The following is a 16,981-nucleotide window of genomic DNA, read 5'->3' on the forward strand; positions in this document are numbered from 1 at the left end:
GTGCCGGCGCTCACGAAGACGGAGGCGGTGACACGAGCGGTCGATGTCGATGCGCTCGAGCAGGACCTGCGGTCGCGGGTCGACGGGGAGGTGCGGTTCGACGCGGGGACGCGAGCGGCATACTCCACCGACGGCTCGAACTTCCGGCAGGTGCCGATCGCGGTGGTCGTGCCGCGCTCGGTCGAGGCGGCCGTCGAGGCCGTCGCGGTCTGCCACGAGCACGGTGCGCCCATCGTCTCGCGCGGTGGCGGCACGAGCCTCGCGGGCCAGTGCACCAACACCGCTGTCATGATCGACTGGGCCAAGTACTGCAACCGCGTCGAGTCCGTCGACGTCGAGCGACGCGTCTGCACGGTGGAGCCGGGCATCGTCCTCGACGTGCTCAACGGCCAGCTGAAGGAGCACGGCCTTCGGTTCGGGCCCGAGCCGGCCACGCATCCCAACTGCACGCTCGGCGGCATGATCGGCAACAACTCGTGCGGCGCGACGGCACAGCGCACGGGCAAGGTCGTCGACAACGTCGAGCGGCTCGAGGTGCTGCTCGCCGACGGCACCCGGTTCTGGTGCGGGCGCACCAGCGACGAGGAGTACGCCCAGCTCGAGCGTCACGGCGACCGACGGTCTGCCGTCTACCGCAGCCTCCGGCACCTCCACGAGGAGTATGCCGCCGACATCCGCGAGCGCTATCCCGACATCCCCCGCAGGGTGTCCGGCTACAACCTCGACTCGCTCCTGCCCGAGCACGGGTTCGACGTCGCCGGGCTGCTCGTGGGCAGCGAGTCCACCCTCGTCACCGTCCTTCGTGCCGAGCTGCGGCTCGTACCAGTGGTGCCGGAGCGAAGCCTCGTCGTCCTCGGCTTCGACTCGATCGCGGCGGCGGGAGACGCTGTGCCGAGGCTCCTGCCACACGAGCCCATCGCCCTGGAGGGGATCGACGACCGGCTCCTCAACGACGAGCGGATCAAGCACCTCAACGACGCGGCACGGAAGCAGATGCCGGAAGGGACGGCATACCTGCTCGTGCAGTTCGGCGGCAGGACGCGCGAGGAAGCGGACGAGCGGGCTCACGGGATGCTGCGCGACCTCGACTACGCCGAGGACGATCCCACCGTGGCTCTCGTCGACGACCCCGCTGTCGAGGACAACCTGTGGGCCGTGCGCGAGTCCGGTCTCGGTGCGACGGCGCACGTCCCGGGCGAGCCCGACACGTGGGAGGGCTGGGAGGACTCAGCCGTGGCGCCGGAGCGCCTGGGGGACTACCTGCGCGACCTCGAGGCGCTGTACGAGAGCTTCGGCTACGCCGACAATACGGGACCAAGCCTTTACGGCCACTTCGGGCAGGGTTGCGTGCACACGCGAATCCCGTTCGGGCTCAAGGACGCCCGGGGAGTCGAGAAGTATCGCAGGTTCATGGAGTCGGCAGCCGACCTGGTCGTGAGATACGGCGGGTCTTTCTCCGGGGAGCACGGCGATGGTCAGTCGCGCGGTGAGCTGCTGCCCAGGATGTTCGGTCCGCGGGTGATGGATGCCTTCGCCGAGCTGAAGCGGATCTTCGACCCGGGCGACCTGATGAACCCGGGCAAAGTGGTGCACCCGGCTCGGCTGGACGAGCACCTTCGCCTGGGCGGCACGTGGGCACCCCACCTCGAGGGCCGGCCGGCGTTCACGTACCCCGACGACGGGGACAGCTTCGTGGCCGCGGCGAGCCGATGCGTCGGTGTCGGGTTGTGTCGTGCGCCGGAGCCGAAGGAGGGCGCCGTGATGTGCCCGTCCTACCGCGCGACCCGCGACGAGGAGCACTCGACCCGCGGCCGGGCTCGCCTGCTCTTCGAGATGGCCGGCGGTCATCAGGACTCGCCGATCAAGGACGGCTGGCGTTCGACAGCTGTCCGCGACGCCCTGGACCTGTGCCTGTCGTGCAAGGGCTGCGCCACCGACTGTCCGGTCGATGTCGACATGGCGACCTACAAGGCCGAGTTCCTGCACCACCACTACCGGCACCGCCTGCGCCCGAGAGCGCACTACGTCCTCGGCTGGCTTCCTCTTGTCGCGGCCGGTATCGGTCGGACCGGTCTCAGCCGAGCTGTCAACGCCGCCGCACGCCGACCCTTCCTGCGGCGCGCGGCGGCCTGGACCGCAGGCGTGGAGGACCGGCAGGTGCCGGCCTTCGCGCCGACGTCTCTTCAGCGCTGGTGGCGCGAAGACGGCGCTTCCGGGGCCGGCGGGCGGTCCGGGGGAGCGCGTGGCGACCTTCTCCTGTGGCCGGACACGTTCACCAACGCCTTCCATCCGCACGTCGGACAGGCCGCGGTCGAGGTGCTGCGCGCCGCCGGCTGGAGCGTCCGTATGCCGAGCGAGATGGTGTGCTGCGGCCTGACCTGGACGTCGACCGGGCAGCTCGACGTCGCGCGTCGCGTCCTGCGGCGCACGATGCGCCACGTCGCGGACCACGTGCGCGCTGGTGGGCTCGTCGTCGGGCTGGAGCCGAGCTGCACGGCGATGCTCCGGTCAGACGCGCCCCGCCTTCTCCCGGACGACGAGGACGTGCGCCGGCTCGCGGCGCAGACGGTCAGCCTCGCGGAGCTGCTTCACGACCACTCGCCCGGGTGGTCTCCACCGCGAGTCGGTGCCGACGGCCCGGATCATGCCCTGGTCCAGGTCCACTGTCACCAGCACGCGGACACCGGCTGGGACGCAGACAAGGCTGTGCTCGAAGCCGCCGGCGTTGCCGCCTCGAGCATCGGCGGGTGCTGCGGGCTCGCTGGCAACTTCGGGTTCGAGCGTGGCCATCTCGAGGTGAGCCGCACGTGCGCTGAGGACAAGCTGCTCCCGGCGGTCAGGGCTGCCGACCCGCGGACGGCTGTGCTTGCGGACGGCTTCAGCTGTCGCACCCAGCTGCACGAGCTGGGGCCCAGGGGAGTGGAGGGCCGGCACCTGGCCGAGCTTCTCGCGGACGCTCTCCAGGCGACGACCTGATCGACCTGCGCAACCCCACCCCAGCTGGTCGAGTGAGCGCGTCGTCACACGTGTCACACGCGCATGCGCGACAAACGGGACGACGTGCTCACTCGACGGGGGTGCCAGACCGTCAGGCGACCCGGTACTTCACGACGTCGGGCTCGCGAAGGGTCAAGCCGTTGCCGGGCGCCGAGCCGTCGGGGTGGATCGTCCCGCCCCGGGGGTCCAGTGCACCGTCGAAGAAGGCGCTCTCGATGCGAACGTGGTCGTGGAACCACTCCAGGTGTCTGAGGTTCGGGGTGGCCGCAGCGACATGGGCGTGCAGGTGCGGGGCGCAGTGGCCGGACACCTCGAGGCCGTGCGCCGCCGCGACGGCCGCTGCACGCCGGAACTCCGTGATTCCCCCGCAGCGGGATGCGTCGACCTGGAGGCAGTCGACGGCTTCGGCCTCGACCATCCGGGCGAAGTAGGTCAGGTCGTAGCCGTACTCGCCTGCGGTCACGTCCGCGTCGACCAGGCCGCGCACGGTCCGCAGACCCGCGAGGTCGTCCGACGACACCGGCTCCTCGAACCAGGTGATCCCAAGGTCGCGGGCTCGGTCCATGAGCCGCACCGCCTGCTTTGCGGAATAGGCGCCGTTGGCGTCGACGAACAGCTCGGCGTCGTCGCCGATGGTCTGACGTGCCAAGGACATCCGGGCCAGATCCCGCCGCTCCTCGGAGCCCCAGGACTCGCCGATCTTGATCTTGGCTCGCGGTATGCCCTGGAGCACCCAGCCCTGGAGCTGCTCGCGGAGCTTCTTGTCGGGGTACGTCGTGAACCCGCCGCTGCCGTAGACGGGCACGTCGTCCCGGACGGCTCCGAGGAGCGTATGCAGCGGCACGTCGAGAAGCCGTGCCTTGAGGTCCCACAGAGCGGTGTCGACCGCGGAGATCGCGTATCCGACCGCTCCCACGCGCGGGGCGTTGCGGGCCGCGGCCACCATTGCCTGAAAGCACGCGCCGACCGCCTGCGGGTCCCTTCCTACGATGATGCCCGCGAGAAGATCACGGACGACGCGGGCGCATGCTGCAGGGCCATAGGTCCAGCCAGTCCCCACGGTGCTGCCGGACCTCGCACGGACGACGACGATGGTCGTCGCGTCCCACGCCAAGGTGCCGTCCCCCTCGGGCCCGTCCGTGGGAACCGTATAGGCCCGAGCGGCGATCTCATCGACGAGCGCGTCGCCCGCGCGCCGCCCAGCCTCCCGCGTGCCTAACTGGCTCATGGGATCCCCTTACCCGGACGGCGGGCGCGAGTGAGCAGGAGACCTCCTCGCGCCCCGGGCGCGAAGCCCTCGAGAACGCTCCCATCGGACGGCACCGCCGCCCCTGCCTTTTGAAGGGCAACGGTGTCGCCAGTCCGTGAATACCCTCACGCAGGGGGCTCACACGAGGTCCTGCGGCGAGTCGCGGGATCAGGAACTTGACCGAGCGCCGTTTGAGGTCTCCTGCGAAGGGTATAGATCTGCTGACGGCAGGGCGTGAGGGGCAACATCATTGCTCGACCGTCTCCCGGCTCCCCCTAGATGGCCGGGATCGGCGTCGCGTCCGCACCCCGCCCGTGCATCCCGCGGACGCGACGCATCCCCTTGCGACGCCCACCGCTGCGCGCAACGACCCTTCTGGCGACGTGCGCGCTAGCAGGGTCGGCGACGGTGCGGCTCATATCCTGCGGATACCCCGCGGAGCGCCGGTCAAACAGCCTGCACGCACCGGCTGTCCCTACCGGCCTCGCAGCCGGATCGTTCCCGATCGGTGCCGGGTACGTCCACCGCGATCGGGACTATCTTGAGAGATGTCCGACGCAGGAGGTGGGTGCGTCATGACCAACAACCCGGGCGGGGCCGGACCCATGACAGGGGACCTTCGCGCACTCGCGGAGTCGTTCGCCGACATCGGCGCTCAAGTGGGCGCCCGTGACGCTGGTCCGACGCTTCAGGCCGTCGTCGACACGGCAGTCGAACGGGTCAGCGGTACCAGATGGGCCAGCATCACCAGCCTGCACAAGAACACGTTCTCGACGGTCGTGTCCACCGGCGAGACGGCCCGGCTCGCCGACGCGATCCAGTACGCCGTGGGGTCTGGTCCCTGCGTGGATGCCATCGTGGACGACGCCATCTATCGGCCTCATGATCTGCGCCAGGACGTGCGCTGGCCGGAGTACGGACGTCGAGTCTCGGCCGAGCTGGGGATTCGGAGCATGGTCTCCTACCGCTTGTCCGTCGAGGTGGACGACTCGATCGACGGCCTGAACCTGTACTCCGACGAGGTCGACGCCTTCAGCGACGAGGCGGTCATGGTGGGTCTCATGGTCGCCACGCACGGCGCGGTGACGGCCGCGCTCGTGGCGAACCGGCACAAGATCGACAACCTCGAGCAAGCGCTACGAAGCAGCCGTGAGATCGGGATGGCCATGGGGGTCCTCATGGCGAACACCGGGTGAGCCGCGAGCAGGCCTTCGACCTGCTTCGCCTGGCCAGCCAGAACAGCAACCGAAAGCTTCGTGACGTCGCCGGCGAGGTCGCGGACACTGGCGTGCTGCCGTCCCTCCGGCCGCGACCCGGCCATGGCGCCTAGCTCGCCGTCGTGACGGGTGTGAGGCCCTCGTCGAGCGTGAGGCGGTCTGCGAGCCGCCGTGTGATGTCACGGAGCTTTCGAGACACCTGCATCTGGGTCATGCCGCGCACCTCACCGATCTCACGTTGGGTGCGGCACTCGACGAACCTCATGAGCAGCAGGTCGCGGTCGAGCTGGTCGAGCTCTCCCAGAGCCAGCGACAGACAGACCCGGTCGTCTGCACTCTCGAGGGCCTCGTCCGGACACGCGAGCACCTCCGAGAGGGCGGGCTTGTCGTCGTCGGTGGGAGAGCAGTCGAGGGACAGCGGTCGGTAGTTGCTCATCGCCGTGGTGGCCTCCCTCACCTCGTCCCGGGTGGTGTCGACCGCTTCGGCGAGCTCGGCGTCATCAGGGGTGTGGCCGAGCTCCTGCTCGATGCGCTCCCGCTCGGCGGAGAGGTTCGCGCGGAGCTCCTGCACTCGCCGCGGTGGGCGCACCATCCACCCACGGTCGCGGAAGTGTCGCTTCAGCTCGCCAGAGACTGTGGGCACGGCGTATGCCGCGAACGACGGTCCGTTGCCCGGGCGGTAACGGCGGATGGCCTTGACCAGGGCCAGCCGCGCGACCTGCACCAGGTCGTCGTGGTCGATCCCGCGGCCGGCGTAGCGGCCGGCCATGGTCTCGCACAGGTCGAGGTACAGCAGGGTGATGCGCTCAAAGGTCCGGCTGGCCGATCGCTCGTCGGTCGCGTGGACCAGCTCGTCGAAGAGGCGCTCGGTGCGGGAGTCGCGGTGCGTGAAACGGGGATGGTGGTCGAGTGGCTGCGCCATGACTGTCTCCGGTCGGTTCGGATGACGGAGTCGGCGCGAGGTTGTACCGCTCTGACATCTCGACCATCCCATCCTTTGGGGACCGGCGCAACGCCCGCTGGGCCGAGCGACGCCACACGGCATACGAAAAGCGTTGCTACTCAAGGACGTTGGGGCCATGACCCGCTTTACGGTCGAAATCATCGCGTGGCGTAAACTGGTCATACCGGGCATGCGACGTTCTCAAGGCGACACCTATGCCGTCGGATCTGGGTATGGCGTCCTCTGTCAGACACGTTTCGAGGAGGCGTCAGATGCCAGGCAAAAACCCAGGTCCCTCGGTCAAGGACAAGCACCTCTACGAGTCCCTTCGGGACGAGGGGGCGAGCAAGGAGAAGGCGGCGCGCATCTCCAACGCCGCGTCGAACACGTCGCGCTCGAGTGTGGGCCGCAAGGGTGGCAAGGCGAGCGACTACGACGAGATGACCAAGGACCAGCTGCTCAAGCGGGCTCGGGAGATCGGCATCAGCGGACGCTCGAAGATGAGCAAGTCTCAGCTCATCTCAGCCTTGCGCAACCACTGATCTCAGACACCGAACACCTATCGCAACGAGGTGCTCACAGCCCCGCAACACGGATGTCATGTCGGCCACGGACGATGGCAACGTCCAGCACCTGTGCGGAAGGCAGTACGTAGCGACATGACGCAACGCGGAATCGCCTTGGTGGCCCACGACAACAAGAAGCCCGACCTGCTGGCCTGGGCAGCGTTCAACAGCGACACGCTCGCAGCGCACCGGCTGTACGCGACCGGGACGACGGGCACGCTCCTTCAGTTCGAGCTCGGTCTTCCCGTGACCAGGCTCCTGAGCGGACCCGTCGGGGGCGACCAGCAGATCGGAGCGCGCATCGCCGAGGGCACCGTCGACCTGCTGATCTTCTTCTGGGACCCGCTCGAGCCCCAGCCGCACGACCCGGATGTCAAGGCACTCCTGCGCGTGGCGGCGGTGTGGAACACCCCGGTGGCGTGCAACGTGGCCAGCGCGGACCTGATGATCTCCTCGCCCCTGCTCTTCGGTGACTACACCGTGACCCGTCCTGACTTCGGCGACCGTCCGACTGACCGCTTCGCGCGCGGAGCGAGCACCTGATCTCGTGCGCCGCACGTATCACGGGCTGAGCCGGGCCGACCCTCCTAGACCCCCGGCACGCTGTGGCGGTGGCTGTGCTCCGGGCCGAGGTCGTGGATCTCGTGGTCCGCGTGGGACAGTGCCTCGGCGAGCAACGTCCGAACGTGGGTGTCGGCCGCGGTGTAGTACACGAACGTGCCCTCACGCCGCGCATGCACCAACCCGGCCAGGCGCAGCTTGGCCAGGTGCTGGCTGACCGACGTCGCCGAGACCCCGGCCAGGTCGGCGAGGGAGGACACAGATGACTCGCCTTGGAGCAGTGCCCACAGGAGCTTGACGCGGGTCGGGTCGGCCAGCATCCGGAAGGAGTCCGCCGCGAGCTGGGCCTGGTGGTCCTGCGGCATCGTGAGGCTCGGGATGGCGTCATGCACTCCACAACCCTACTGCCTGACTACCTTCACATATGCGCAGGTAGCATGATCACATGCCCGGACTCGACCCGCACGACCACCGCCGCGCACATGGCCACGAACACAGCGGTTCTCACGACGGCCACCTGCACGACCGGACCACGTGGGGGAGGGTCAGGCATGCGGTGAGCCAGATCCTCGGCCTGCACTCGCACGACGTGGCCGAACAGGTCGACGAGATGCTCGAGGCGAATGCCGCTGGACGGCGCGCCCTCTGGCTGAGCCTCGCCGCGCTGGGAGTCACCGCGACGCTCCAGGCAGCCGTCGTCAGCGTGTCCGGGTCCGTCGCGCTGCTCGGCGACACGTTGCACAACTTCGCGGATGCGCTCACGGCGGTGCCGCTGCTCGTGGCCTTCTCGCTGGCGCGACGGGCGGCGTCCCGGCGCTTCACCTACGGCTACGGCCGGGCCGAGGACCTCGCCGGTCTGTTCGTCGTCGCGATGATCGCGCTGTCCGGGCTGCTGGCTGCCTGGGAGTCGGCCCGGCGGCTCGTGGACCCGCAGCGGGTCAGCAACCTCTGGCTCGTGGCGGCCGCGGCGCTCATCGGGTTCGCGGGCAACGAGCTGGTGGCGCGATACCGCATCCGAGTCGGGCGACGGATCGGGTCCGCAGCCCTCGTGGCAGACGGTCTGCATGCCCGGACCGACGGCTTCACCAGCCTGGCAGTTCTCGCCGGCGCCGGTGGCGTTGCTCTCGGCTGGGACGCCGCCGACCCGGTCGTCGGCCTGGTCATCACGCTCGCCATCCTGGGCGTCCTGCGGTCCGCAGCGGTGCAGGTCGGCGCACGCCTCATGGATGCCGTCGAGCCGGAGCTGGTGACCACAGCCGTGACAGCGGTGGCGGCCGTGCCCGGGGTGGTGGACGTGCGTGATCTTCGGATGCGCTGGATCGGCCACACGCTGCGGGCCGAGGTCGATGTGACGGTCTCGCGCGACCTCACGCTGGTGCGGGCTCATCAGGTCGCGCATGCCGTCGAGGCGGCCCTGCGCGCAGCCGTGCGTCGGCTGGACGCCGCCCTGGTGCATACGAGCCCGGCCGGGGCACACGGGACGCCCGTAGGAGTCGCCTCGACCGCACTCGCGCCGTAGCGCCGCCTGGCCGCAGGCCGGTTGCACTCGGGTGTCATGCTGGGGGAGTGCGACCGACCCTCGTGTCCATCCTGGTGCTCCTGCTGCTGCTCGGGGCGTGCAGCCTGTGGGTTCTCGAGGACGCCAGGACGCGCGAGGACCGGGGGCACCCCGTCGTTGCCAGCGTCGGGGGCTACACGATCGACCGACCCGAGATCTGGGCGGCCCTGAGCCTGCTCGTCTGCGTCCTAGCCGTCCCGATGTATCTCGTCGCGCGTCGCGCGAACGGCTGAAGGCGGATCGCCCGAGAGCGAAAACCCCAGAGAGCGAGGGCCGCTCGCGCCGCCGCGATCAGGCGATCTGCCGATCAAGCGACCAGCGCGGGCGGCTCGGGCTCGAAGGTCCGGATCTCGTCGTCGCCGGGCTGGATGATCCCGACCGACGACTCCGGCACCTCTCGCCACGCGCCCGGCAGATCGAGCAACGGCTCCGACACGACGAGGCGCGTCTCCGGGCCGAGGCGGTTGAGCTGCTCGACCTCTGGGTGCAGCAGCCGCAGCTGTGTGACATCAGTCGAGTGGTACAGCGTGCGTGTCTTGCGCTCGCTCGAGTAGCGGAACGCCCAGACGGACTCGCCGTTGCTCGTCGCCATGGTCGCCTGCACCGGGTTGGGGACGCCGCGGCGGGAGGCGAGGTCCTCGACGAACCCCACAGCCCGGGCGACGCCACGGATGGGATCGTCCTCCAGCCCGAAGGTCAGGGCGAGGAAGAACAGCATCTCCGAGTCGGTCGATCCCTCGATGTGCGGGTAGAGCGCCGGGTCCACCGCGAACGCCAGGTCGCGCTTGAGGTCGTGGAACCCGCGGATCAGCCCGTTGTGCATCCACAGCCAGTTGCCGTGGCGGAACGGGTGGCAGTTGCTGCGCTGCACCGGTGTCCCCGTCGAAGCGCGGACGTGCGCGAAGAGCAGCCGGGTCTCCACCTGGCTGGTCAGCTCGCGCAGGTTCTGGTCGTTCCACGCCGGGTCGACGCTCTTGAACACCGCCGGCCGCGGGCCGAGGCCATACCAGCCGATCCCGAAGCCGTCCCCGTTGGTCGTCGTCGCGCCCATGCGCGAACGCAGGCTCTGCTCGATGAGCGAGTGCTCGGGCTTGAAGAGAAGGTCCTCGGCAAGCAGCGGATCCCCTGAGTACACCATCCAGCGGCACATGCTTCCACGGAAGCAGGCCACGGCGCGCGAGGCAAGGCCTCTGGGGAGGCCGATCGTGCAGGAGCCGCCGCGCCGGTCTCAGAGCCGGATCAACATCGAGGCCTTGGCGGCCCTGAGCATCGCAGCGAGCCGCCGCTTGGCCCGGGTCCGCTGGCTGATCGTGTGAACCTTCGGCGTCTGGCCGACCTCAGCGGTCAGTGCCCAGTAGGGCGACTTCTTCACCGTCTTGGCATCCGGCTTGTTGTACGGCTTCACGAGCGTCAGGTGCGGACGCTCCCAGGCGATGTTGCGACGCACGACCTTGGCCGGGACGCCCGCAGCGACGACGTTGTTGGGCAGGGCGCGCGTGACGATCGACCGCATACCGACGACTGAGCCGTCTCCGATGGACGCGCCGGCGAGGATGCACGACTCGAGGCCGAGCCACACGTGGTTGCCGATCGTGATGGACCGCGACCGGTTGACCCGCTTGCCGGTGCGCACGTCGAAGATCGGGTGGCCGTCGTCGGCACGGATCTGGACGTCCGAGGCGATCATCACGTCATCGCCGATGCGGATGGTCGTGCCCTCGGCCGCAGACATCGCCACCTTGGTCGTCGTGGAGACGTTGCTGCCGAACAGGACCTTGGACTTCTCACCGACCCTGATGGCGGCGCGGAGCGCCGGCACTCCCTGGCTAGGACCGATCTCGACCAGACCGTCGTTGCAGTCGAAGTCGATGATGAGGTGCTCGATCCGCTGTGGGCTCGAGATCCGCAGCGTGTTGTTGACGCCGACGAACTTGACGCGGACGTCCGACTTCACCTGTCCGTCGAACTCGATGCGGTTCCCGCGATCGTCCTCGTACGCCTCGAGGGTCCTGAGCAAGATCATGGCCGGGAGCATAGTGGGTACCTGGGAGCAGGTTTAAAGCAACTGCAACGTATGCCGCGAGCCGGGCCCCGCGGCATACCCCGATGGTCAGTCGGGGGGCGTCATGCGCGCCCGAGCCTCAGCGCGCGTGGCCGGCGGGCGAGGACCGCTCGCAGAACGCACGAGGTCCTCGGCGGTCGGCCCCGTCTGCGGTCGGCCGTACGCGTCGTAGGGGCTCGGGTCCTCATACGGGTCGTGATCGACGTGTCCCTCGTCGGCACGGGCACGCTCGGTCTCCGGGGCTGCCTTGGCCGCTCCGACAGTCAGGGCCGCGATGGCTGTGGTCATCGGGACCGCGAGAACCAGGCCGATCGCACTCGCCAGCGTGCGGACGATCTCCTCAGAGAGCGACTCGGTCTGGATCAGGTCGAGAACGGGACGCTCATAGATGAACAGGAGCAGCAGCACCGGCAGAGCAGCGCCGGCGTACGCGAAGACGATGGTGTAGATGGTCGAGGCGATGTGGTCGCGGCCGATCCGCATCCCGGACCGGAAGAGCTCACGACGACCCATGGACGGCGCCGCGGACCGCAGCTCCCACACCGCCGAGGACTGGGTGATGGTCACGTCGTTGAGCACACCCAGGCCCGCGACGATGATCGCGGAGGTGAGCAGCTCCTGAGGGCTGAGGTTCTGGGCGAAGGACACCAGCGTCGCGCCCTCGTCGCTCGCCACGCCGCTGAGCCGGGCCAGGTCCACCGCCAGCACTCCCAGTCCGGCGGTGATCGCCACGCCGAACAGGGTCCCCGCCAGTGCGGTGCTGGTCCGGATGGACAGGCCATGGGCCAGGTAGAGGACGACGAACATGATCAGGGCCGACCCGACGACGGCCACAAGCAGGCCGGACTCGCCGGCAAGCAACGCCGGGAGCATGAACTTGACGACGACGAGGCCGCCGAACGCGAGACCGACGAGGGCCAGGATGCCGCGCCAGCGCGCAACGAGTGCCACCACGAGCACGAAGAGCACGAACATCAGCGACAGCGGCGCCCCTCGCTGCACCTGCAGGAAGGAGTACGCCTCGGGCTGGCTGTCCTGGGCCGGGATCCGCAAGAGCATGACCGTGTCGCCCTCGCGAAGCCCCGACACCGAGATCGCGGGCGGCACGGACACCGACACTGTCGGGTGGACGTCACCCGAGGTCGCCGTGGGCTGCTCCAGCTGGACGGTGATCGCGCCGCACTTGGTGTCCGCTTCGACGACATCGCCGCCCTGCCCGGCGGCAGGCGTCGCGCCCGTCTGTGCGTCCTTGCCGGTGCACACCGGCAGCACCTTGAGCACCTCGGCCGTCGGGAACGTCGCCCCAGGCGCTGCGAAGTCACTGGTCTTGATCGTGGTCGCCTTGCTGGCGTCCGGCCACAGCCTGACCACGCCGAAGATCGTGACCGCAAGAGCCACGCCGAGGAACAGCGTCAGGGCCACCCGGGCGACGACGCCGACGCTCACCGTGCTCTCGGCCTCGTGAGCGCCATGGGCATGACTGTGGTGCGGTCCGCCGGGCATGGAGCAGAGTGTGCCACGGGCGAATTGCGACAGTGTGACTTCGTGTCCGGATGGATGCGGTCCGCTTTGGGCCGAGGGCCCCCATGGCAGTTAGGCTTGCCGCCGTGGAGGTGGACAAGGTGCCGGAAAGGGTGCCCGACAAGGTGCCGGACGAGCGTGAACACGTGGTGTCCGAGCGCCTGCTGACCATCCCCAACGTGCTGTCCGTCCTGCGTCTGCTCGGGGTCCCCGTCTTCCTCTGGGCGATCCTCAGCGAGCGCGACGGGCTGGCCCTGCTCGTGCTCGCGCTGTCGGGCGTCACCGACTATCTCGACGGCAAGATCGCCCGCCGGTTCAACATGGAGAGCCGCCTCGGGCAGTTCCTCGACCCGATAGCGGACCGCCTCTACATCCTGACGACCCTCATCGGGCTGCTCTGGCGCGACATCATCCCGCTCTGGTTCGTCATCGCGCTCGTGGCCCGCGAGGTCGTCATGGGCCTGATGCTGCTCTACCTGCGCAGCCGCGGCCAGCTCGGCCTACCGGTCCACTACGTCGGCAAAGCCGCGACCTTCAACCTGCTCTACGCCTTTCCCCTGCTGCTCCTGGCCCAGCGGGACGACTGGATCGGCGACCTTGCGCGTCCGATCGGCTGGGGCTTCGCGTGGTGGGGCCTGGCCCTCTACTGGCTCGCCGCGGTGCTGTATGCCGTCCACGCCAGGATCGTGCTGGCCGGCCGCAAGCAGGTGGTGACACCGTGACGCAGCAGGGGCGTCGCCCGGACGAGTCGATGACGCTGCTCACCTCCATGCTCGAGCGCCCGCTCGACCCGGGCTACCAGGACGCCGCCGACCGGCGCGAGGCTGCCGGCCTCCCCAGGGCGACCTCGACTCGCACGGTCCTCGTCGTCCTGCTCGCGATCCTCACTGGATTCCTCTTCGCCGTCGCGGCGCAGTCGCTGCGTCCGAAGCCGACTGCTGCGGCCGCGCTCAAGCAGCAGCTCGTATCGCGCATCGAGGCCTTCCAGAAGCACTCGAGCGACCAAGAGGCCCGGATCGCGGCAGTCAGCAAGCAGGTCAGCGACTACGAGGCGCTCGCGCTGACGCAGTCCGGTAGTGCCGACCTCAGTGGCACGATCAAGCAGCTCGAGGTGGACGCCGCGGCCGTTCCGCTGACCGGCCCGGGGCTCACGCTGACCATCGACGACGCGCCGTCGACCGAGGTCGACGGCAACGCCGGGTCTCGGCCGAGCAGCGACTTCCAGGAGGGGCAGGTCACCTCAGGCGACCTGCAGATCATCGTCAACGGGCTCTGGGGTGCCGGGGCCGAGGCGATCTCGATCAACGGCCACCGGCTCAGCTCGACGGCGGCGATCCGGTTCGCCGGTCGCGCGATCATCGTCGACTTCCGCCCGCTGTCCCGTCCCTATGTGATCACCGCGCTCGGTGACGCCAACGCGATGCAGCAGCTCTTCGAGCCGTCGTTCGCCGGGGTGTACCTCTCCGAGCTGACCCACCAGTACAAGATCCGCTCCTCGCTGGCGGCCGCCGACTCGCTCACCGTCCCGGGTGACTCGGCCGCCCGCCTCGAGGTCGCCAAGCCCCTGCACGACACCGTAGGCTCACAGCCGCCGAGCGTCCCGAGCGTCTCCGGCTCATCGACCGGTCCGACCAGCACGACCGGCCAGAGCAGCAAACGTCAGCCGGCGGGATCCACCACCCCCAAGGCAACCCCTAGTGAGGAGAGCACGTCGTGATCCCAGTCTTCGGTCTGCTGGCGGGACTCGCGATCGGCATCTTCCTCAACCCGGCCGTGCCCGTGTGGCTCCAGCCGTACCTACCGATCGCCGTGATCGCGGCGCTCGACGCTGTCTTCGGGGCCCTGCGCGCGGTGCTCGACGGGATCTTCAACGACAAGGTCTTCGTGGTGTCGTTCCTGTCGAACGTCGTCGTCGCCGCCTTCATCGTCTTCCTCGGCGACCAGCTCGGCGTCGGTGCTCAGCTGTCGACCGGCGTCGTGGTTGTCCTCGGCGTCCGCATCTTCTCGAACGTGGCCTCGATCCGCCGGCACCTCTTCAAGGCCTGACCGTGGCACGGAGAGCGAGGAAGCGAGCCACCCGGCCCCCTGGCAGGCCGGGCAGCAGCACGACCCCACCGACTGGTTCGGTCCAGCCCGACGTCGGCTCCGACCACGACGAGGACTACTGGAACCCCGAGGAGCCCGTCGAGCAGCAGGCCGAGGGAGTAGCCGAACAAGGGGCGCAGGCGCCGGCGAACCCGCCGACCCACGCCGTTCCGCCAGTTGCCGAGGCTGAGCCCGAGCCCGCGGAGCAGCCTGAGGACCAGCCCGGGGACGAGCCCAAGGACCAGCAGGCGGTCGCCGCTGATGCGGCCTCGGACGAGCTCGACGAGTCTGCTGGCGGTGATCACCAGGCGGACGGCCCTGAGCCAGTCGCACACGAACCTGAACTGGTCGCGGCCGAGCCCGAAACCGTCGCGGACGAGCCCGAACCCGTGTCGGAGGAGCCTGACGTGTCGTCGGGCGACGAGCCGCTTGGGGACGGACCCCCCGAGACCCCGGCGACGCCGCTGCGAGACGAGACTCCGGTCCTGGCGCCGGAGACGGCTGAGGCCCAGAAGATGGCTGACGCGGAGACGGCTGAGCCGGAGGCGACGGCTGAGCCCGACGAGACGGCTGAGCCGGAGGCGACGCCTGAGCCGGAGGCGACGGCTGAGCCCGCTGCGACGGCTGAGCCCGCTGCGCCGGCCGAGCCCGCTGCGCCGGCCGAGCCCGCTGCGACGGCTGAGGCCGAGGAGACGGCCGAGCCCGAGGAGACGGCCGAGCCCGCTGCGACCGGTGTCGCCGTCCTCGTCGCGACCGGCCCGGCCACAGCGGCCTCTCGTCCGACGGTTCCGGCCTCGACCGGGACCGACTTCGACGAGTTCGCCGCGGCAGCGGGCGAGCGGGAAACAGGCGAACGGCATTCCGTGGAGGGCAAGGCTGCCTGGGGGCGCCTGCTGAAGATCTCCAAGCCGCGTGCAACCCGCGGCAACCTGCTCGTAGCGCTCCTCGCGGTGCTGCTGGGGGCGGGTATCGCGGCGCAGGTGCAGCTGACGAACCAGCGCGGGCTCGACGAGCTCAGCCAGACGGACCTGGTCCGCGTCCTCGACGACGTGTCGTTGCGTGCCTCACGCCTGGACTCGCAGGTGCGCGAGCTCGAGGCCACCCGTGACCGGCTCAAGAGCGGCACGGGCACGACCGCCGAAGCGCTCCAGCAGGCTCAGAAGCGAGTCGACACGCTCGGGATCCTTGCTGGGACGATCCCGGCCAAGGGCCCGGGCATCACCTTGCGGATCAGCGATCCGGACAGCCAGGTCACCGCGCCGATCGTGCTCGACATCATCCAGGAGCTTCGGGACGCGGGCGCCGAGGCGATCGACGTGGGCGGGGTGCGCGTCGTGGCGTCGTCGTTCGTGGGCGATCGCGACGGCGAGATCGTCGTGGACAGCAAGACGGTCAGCCGACCGCTCGTCATCACCGTGATCGGGGACTCCAAGACCCTTTCGTCGGCGATGACGATCCCCGGCGGCATCGTGGAGACGGTGCGTCAGAAGGGGGCCAACGCCTCGATCGCAGAGTCCAACCTCGTCGAGATCACCTCGACTCACACGCCGACAGAGCTGAAGAACGCGAAGCCGGTGGAGTGACGATGCTGACCCCACGCGTGCGGCTTGCGGACTTCGACACCAGTCGAGGCGTGGGCGGCCTGGTCGTGGCATCCTCTCCCTTGCCGGTCCGGTCGCCGCGAGGGCTGTCGACACCGGCTGTCGGGCCCGGCCCCGACCTCTTCCTCACATCTTGACCCACCAAGGCCGGATCCCGGCCGTACCAAGGAGCGACATGAGCGACCTCGAGTACCCGTCCGACCTGCGTTACACGACCGACCACGAGTGGGTGCGCGTCGGCGACGACGGCGTGGTCCGGATCGGGATCACCGCCTTTGCGCAGGACGCTCTCGGCGATGTCGTCTACGTGTCGCTCCCCGCGGTCGGAGACACGGTCGCCGTCGGCGACGCCTGCGGCGAGGTGGAGTCGACGAAGTCGGTCAGCGACGTCTACGCCCCGCTCGCCGGCGAGGTGACCGCGACCAACGCGGCGCTCGACGGCTCGCCCGAGCTGATCAACTCGGACCCCTACGGCGAGGGCTGGATGTTCGAGCTCCGTCTGGCGGACGCCTCGTCCGTCGACGGGCTCATGGACGCCACGGCATACACGGCGACCCTGTCCTGACCGCGCGGAGCCGCGGGGGCGCTGCCCGCTGCCGGCGACGCCTGGTCAACTACAGT

18 protein-coding genes are annotated in these 16,981 nt (G+C 69.5%); 12 read left to right on the forward strand and 6 right to left on the reverse strand.

Features of this window, described 5'->3' with window-relative positions; all coding sequences use genetic code 11:
* Entirely contained in the window at positions 1-2,976 is a 2,976-nt protein-coding gene (locus tag ACWEOW_RS22760) for an FAD-binding and (Fe-S)-binding domain-containing protein (protein WP_452271531.1), read from the forward strand.
* A 112-nt stretch (positions 2,977-3,088) separates the two neighbouring features.
* Here ACWEOW_RS22760 and ACWEOW_RS22765 read toward each other — a convergent pair whose 3' ends face one another.
* Positions 3,089-4,225, reverse strand: coding sequence for an enolase C-terminal domain-like protein (locus ACWEOW_RS22765; RefSeq protein WP_452271532.1), 1,137 nt, complete (start codon positions 4,223-4,225; stop codon positions 3,089-3,091).
* A 596-nt stretch (positions 4,226-4,821) separates the two neighbouring features.
* On the opposite strand from ACWEOW_RS22765, the gene ACWEOW_RS22770 reads away from it, so the two are divergent.
* Both ACWEOW_RS22770 and ACWEOW_RS22775 read left to right on the forward strand, forming a co-directional pair.
* The gene (locus ACWEOW_RS22770; protein ID WP_452271533.1) at positions 4,822-5,442 is read left to right on the forward strand and encodes an ANTAR domain-containing protein; all 621 of its coding nucleotides are present in this window, start codon (positions 4,822-4,824) and stop codon (positions 5,440-5,442) included.
* Positions 5,439-5,576: an ANTAR domain-containing protein gene (locus ACWEOW_RS22775; RefSeq protein WP_452271534.1), complete on the forward strand. Its 138-nt coding sequence runs from the start codon at positions 5,439-5,441 to the stop codon at positions 5,574-5,576. Before ACWEOW_RS22770 ends, ACWEOW_RS22775 begins: the two co-directional genes overlap by 4 nt.
* Here the strand turns inward: ACWEOW_RS22775 and ACWEOW_RS22780 are convergent.
* The gene (locus tag ACWEOW_RS22780; protein WP_452271535.1) at positions 5,573-6,385 is read right to left on the reverse strand and encodes a sigma-70 family RNA polymerase sigma factor; all 813 of its coding nucleotides are present in this window, start codon (positions 6,383-6,385) and stop codon (positions 5,573-5,575) included. The genes ACWEOW_RS22775 and ACWEOW_RS22780 overlap by 4 nt on opposite strands.
* A gap of 293 nt (positions 6,386-6,678) precedes the next feature.
* Between ACWEOW_RS22780 and ACWEOW_RS22785 the strand changes: the two genes are divergently transcribed.
* Together ACWEOW_RS22785 and ACWEOW_RS22790 are read left to right on the forward strand one after the other, a co-directional pair.
* Positions 6,679-6,948: a DUF7218 family protein gene (locus ACWEOW_RS22785; protein WP_452271536.1), complete on the forward strand. Its 270-nt coding sequence runs from the start codon at positions 6,679-6,681 to the stop codon at positions 6,946-6,948.
* 117 nt (positions 6,949-7,065) lie between these two features.
* Positions 7,066-7,515, forward strand: a complete 450-nt coding sequence (locus tag ACWEOW_RS22790; RefSeq protein ID WP_452271537.1) for a methylglyoxal synthase — start codon at positions 7,066-7,068, stop codon at positions 7,513-7,515.
* Between the two features lie 44 nt (positions 7,516-7,559).
* Here the strand turns inward: ACWEOW_RS22790 and ACWEOW_RS22795 are convergent, their stop codons facing one another.
* Positions 7,560-7,925, reverse strand: coding sequence for an ArsR/SmtB family transcription factor (locus ACWEOW_RS22795; RefSeq protein ID WP_452271538.1), 366 nt, complete (start codon positions 7,923-7,925; stop codon positions 7,560-7,562).
* A 53-nt stretch (positions 7,926-7,978) separates the two neighbouring features.
* Between ACWEOW_RS22795 and ACWEOW_RS22800 the strand changes: the two genes are divergently transcribed.
* Together ACWEOW_RS22800 and ACWEOW_RS22805 are read left to right on the forward strand one after the other, a co-directional pair.
* On the forward strand, positions 7,979-9,052 hold the full coding sequence (locus ACWEOW_RS22800) for a cation diffusion facilitator family transporter (RefSeq protein WP_452271539.1): 1,074 nt from the start codon (positions 7,979-7,981) through the stop codon (positions 9,050-9,052).
* Between the two features lie 47 nt (positions 9,053-9,099).
* The gene (locus tag ACWEOW_RS22805; protein WP_452271540.1) at positions 9,100-9,324 is read left to right on the forward strand and encodes a hypothetical protein; all 225 of its coding nucleotides are present in this window, start codon (positions 9,100-9,102) and stop codon (positions 9,322-9,324) included.
* 74 nt (positions 9,325-9,398) lie between these two features.
* On the opposite strand, the gene ACWEOW_RS22810 is transcribed toward ACWEOW_RS22805, so the two are convergent.
* From ACWEOW_RS22810 to ACWEOW_RS22820, 3 genes are all read right to left on the reverse strand, one after another.
* The gene (locus ACWEOW_RS22810) at positions 9,399-10,241 is read right to left on the reverse strand and encodes a class II glutamine amidotransferase (protein ID WP_452271541.1); all 843 of its coding nucleotides are present in this window, start codon (positions 10,239-10,241) and stop codon (positions 9,399-9,401) included.
* A gap of 78 nt (positions 10,242-10,319) precedes the next feature.
* On the reverse strand, positions 10,320-11,114 hold the full coding sequence (locus ACWEOW_RS22815) for an acyltransferase (RefSeq protein WP_452271542.1): 795 nt from the start codon (positions 11,112-11,114) through the stop codon (positions 10,320-10,322).
* A gap of 87 nt (positions 11,115-11,201) precedes the next feature.
* Positions 11,202-12,656 (reverse strand): YibE/F family protein, encoded by a 1,455-nt coding sequence (locus ACWEOW_RS22820; RefSeq protein WP_452271543.1) that lies wholly within the window; start codon positions 12,654-12,656, stop codon positions 11,202-11,204.
* 110 nt (positions 12,657-12,766) lie between these two features.
* On the opposite strand from ACWEOW_RS22820, the gene ACWEOW_RS22825 reads away from it, so the two are divergent.
* The 5 genes from ACWEOW_RS22825 to gcvH all read left to right on the forward strand — a co-directional run bounded on the left by ACWEOW_RS22825 (position 12,767) and on the right by gcvH (position 16,925).
* Positions 12,767-13,396, forward strand: coding sequence for a CDP-alcohol phosphatidyltransferase family protein (locus tag ACWEOW_RS22825; protein WP_452271576.1), 630 nt, complete (start codon positions 12,767-12,769; stop codon positions 13,394-13,396).
* The gene (locus ACWEOW_RS22830; protein ID WP_452271544.1) at positions 13,393-14,391 is read left to right on the forward strand and encodes a DUF881 domain-containing protein; all 999 of its coding nucleotides are present in this window, start codon (positions 13,393-13,395) and stop codon (positions 14,389-14,391) included. Before ACWEOW_RS22825 ends, ACWEOW_RS22830 begins: the two co-directional genes overlap by 4 nt.
* Complete coding sequence (locus ACWEOW_RS22835) at positions 14,388-14,720, forward strand: small basic family protein (protein WP_452271545.1); 333 nt, start codon at positions 14,388-14,390, stop codon at positions 14,718-14,720. Before ACWEOW_RS22830 ends, ACWEOW_RS22835 begins: the two co-directional genes overlap by 4 nt.
* Before the next feature lie 2 nt (positions 14,721-14,722).
* The gene (locus tag ACWEOW_RS22840; RefSeq protein WP_452271546.1) at positions 14,723-16,342 is read left to right on the forward strand and encodes a DUF881 domain-containing protein; all 1,620 of its coding nucleotides are present in this window, start codon (positions 14,723-14,725) and stop codon (positions 16,340-16,342) included.
* Between the two features lie 193 nt (positions 16,343-16,535).
* Entirely contained in the window at positions 16,536-16,925 is a 390-nt protein-coding gene (gene gcvH, locus ACWEOW_RS22845) for a glycine cleavage system protein GcvH (RefSeq protein ID WP_452271547.1), read from the forward strand.
* Positions 16,926-16,981 lie beyond the last annotated feature (56 nt).

It is taken from the genome of Monashia sp. NPDC004114 (assembly GCF_053603855.1).

Bases quoted from the DNA above. Each gene is read 5' to 3' on its own strand.
- ACWEOW_RS22765 (WP_452271532.1), bottom strand. From the start codon at position 4,225: ATGAGCCAGTTAGGCACGCGGGAGGCTGGGCGGCGCGCGGGCGACGCG.
- ACWEOW_RS22770 (WP_452271533.1), top strand. From the start codon at position 4,822: ATGACCAACAACCCGGGCGGGGCCGGACCCATGACAGGGGACCTTCGC.
- ACWEOW_RS22780 (WP_452271535.1), bottom strand. From the start codon at position 6,385: ATGGCGCAGCCACTCGACCACCATCCCCGTTTCACGCACCGCGACTCC.
- ACWEOW_RS22785 (WP_452271536.1), top strand. From the start codon at position 6,679: ATGCCAGGCAAAAACCCAGGTCCCTCGGTCAAGGACAAGCACCTCTAC.
- ACWEOW_RS22790 (WP_452271537.1), top strand. From the start codon at position 7,066: ATGACGCAACGCGGAATCGCCTTGGTGGCCCACGACAACAAGAAGCCC.
- ACWEOW_RS22800 (WP_452271539.1), top strand. From the start codon at position 7,979: ATGCCCGGACTCGACCCGCACGACCACCGCCGCGCACATGGCCACGAA.
- ACWEOW_RS22810 (WP_452271541.1), bottom strand. From the start codon at position 10,241: ATGTGCCGCTGGATGGTGTACTCAGGGGATCCGCTGCTTGCCGAGGAC.
- ACWEOW_RS22815 (WP_452271542.1), bottom strand. From the start codon at position 11,114: ATGATCTTGCTCAGGACCCTCGAGGCGTACGAGGACGATCGCGGGAAC.
- ACWEOW_RS22820 (WP_452271543.1), bottom strand. From the start codon at position 12,656: ATGCCCGGCGGACCGCACCACAGTCATGCCCATGGCGCTCACGAGGCC.
- gcvH (WP_452271547.1), top strand. From the start codon at position 16,536: ATGAGCGACCTCGAGTACCCGTCCGACCTGCGTTACACGACCGACCAC.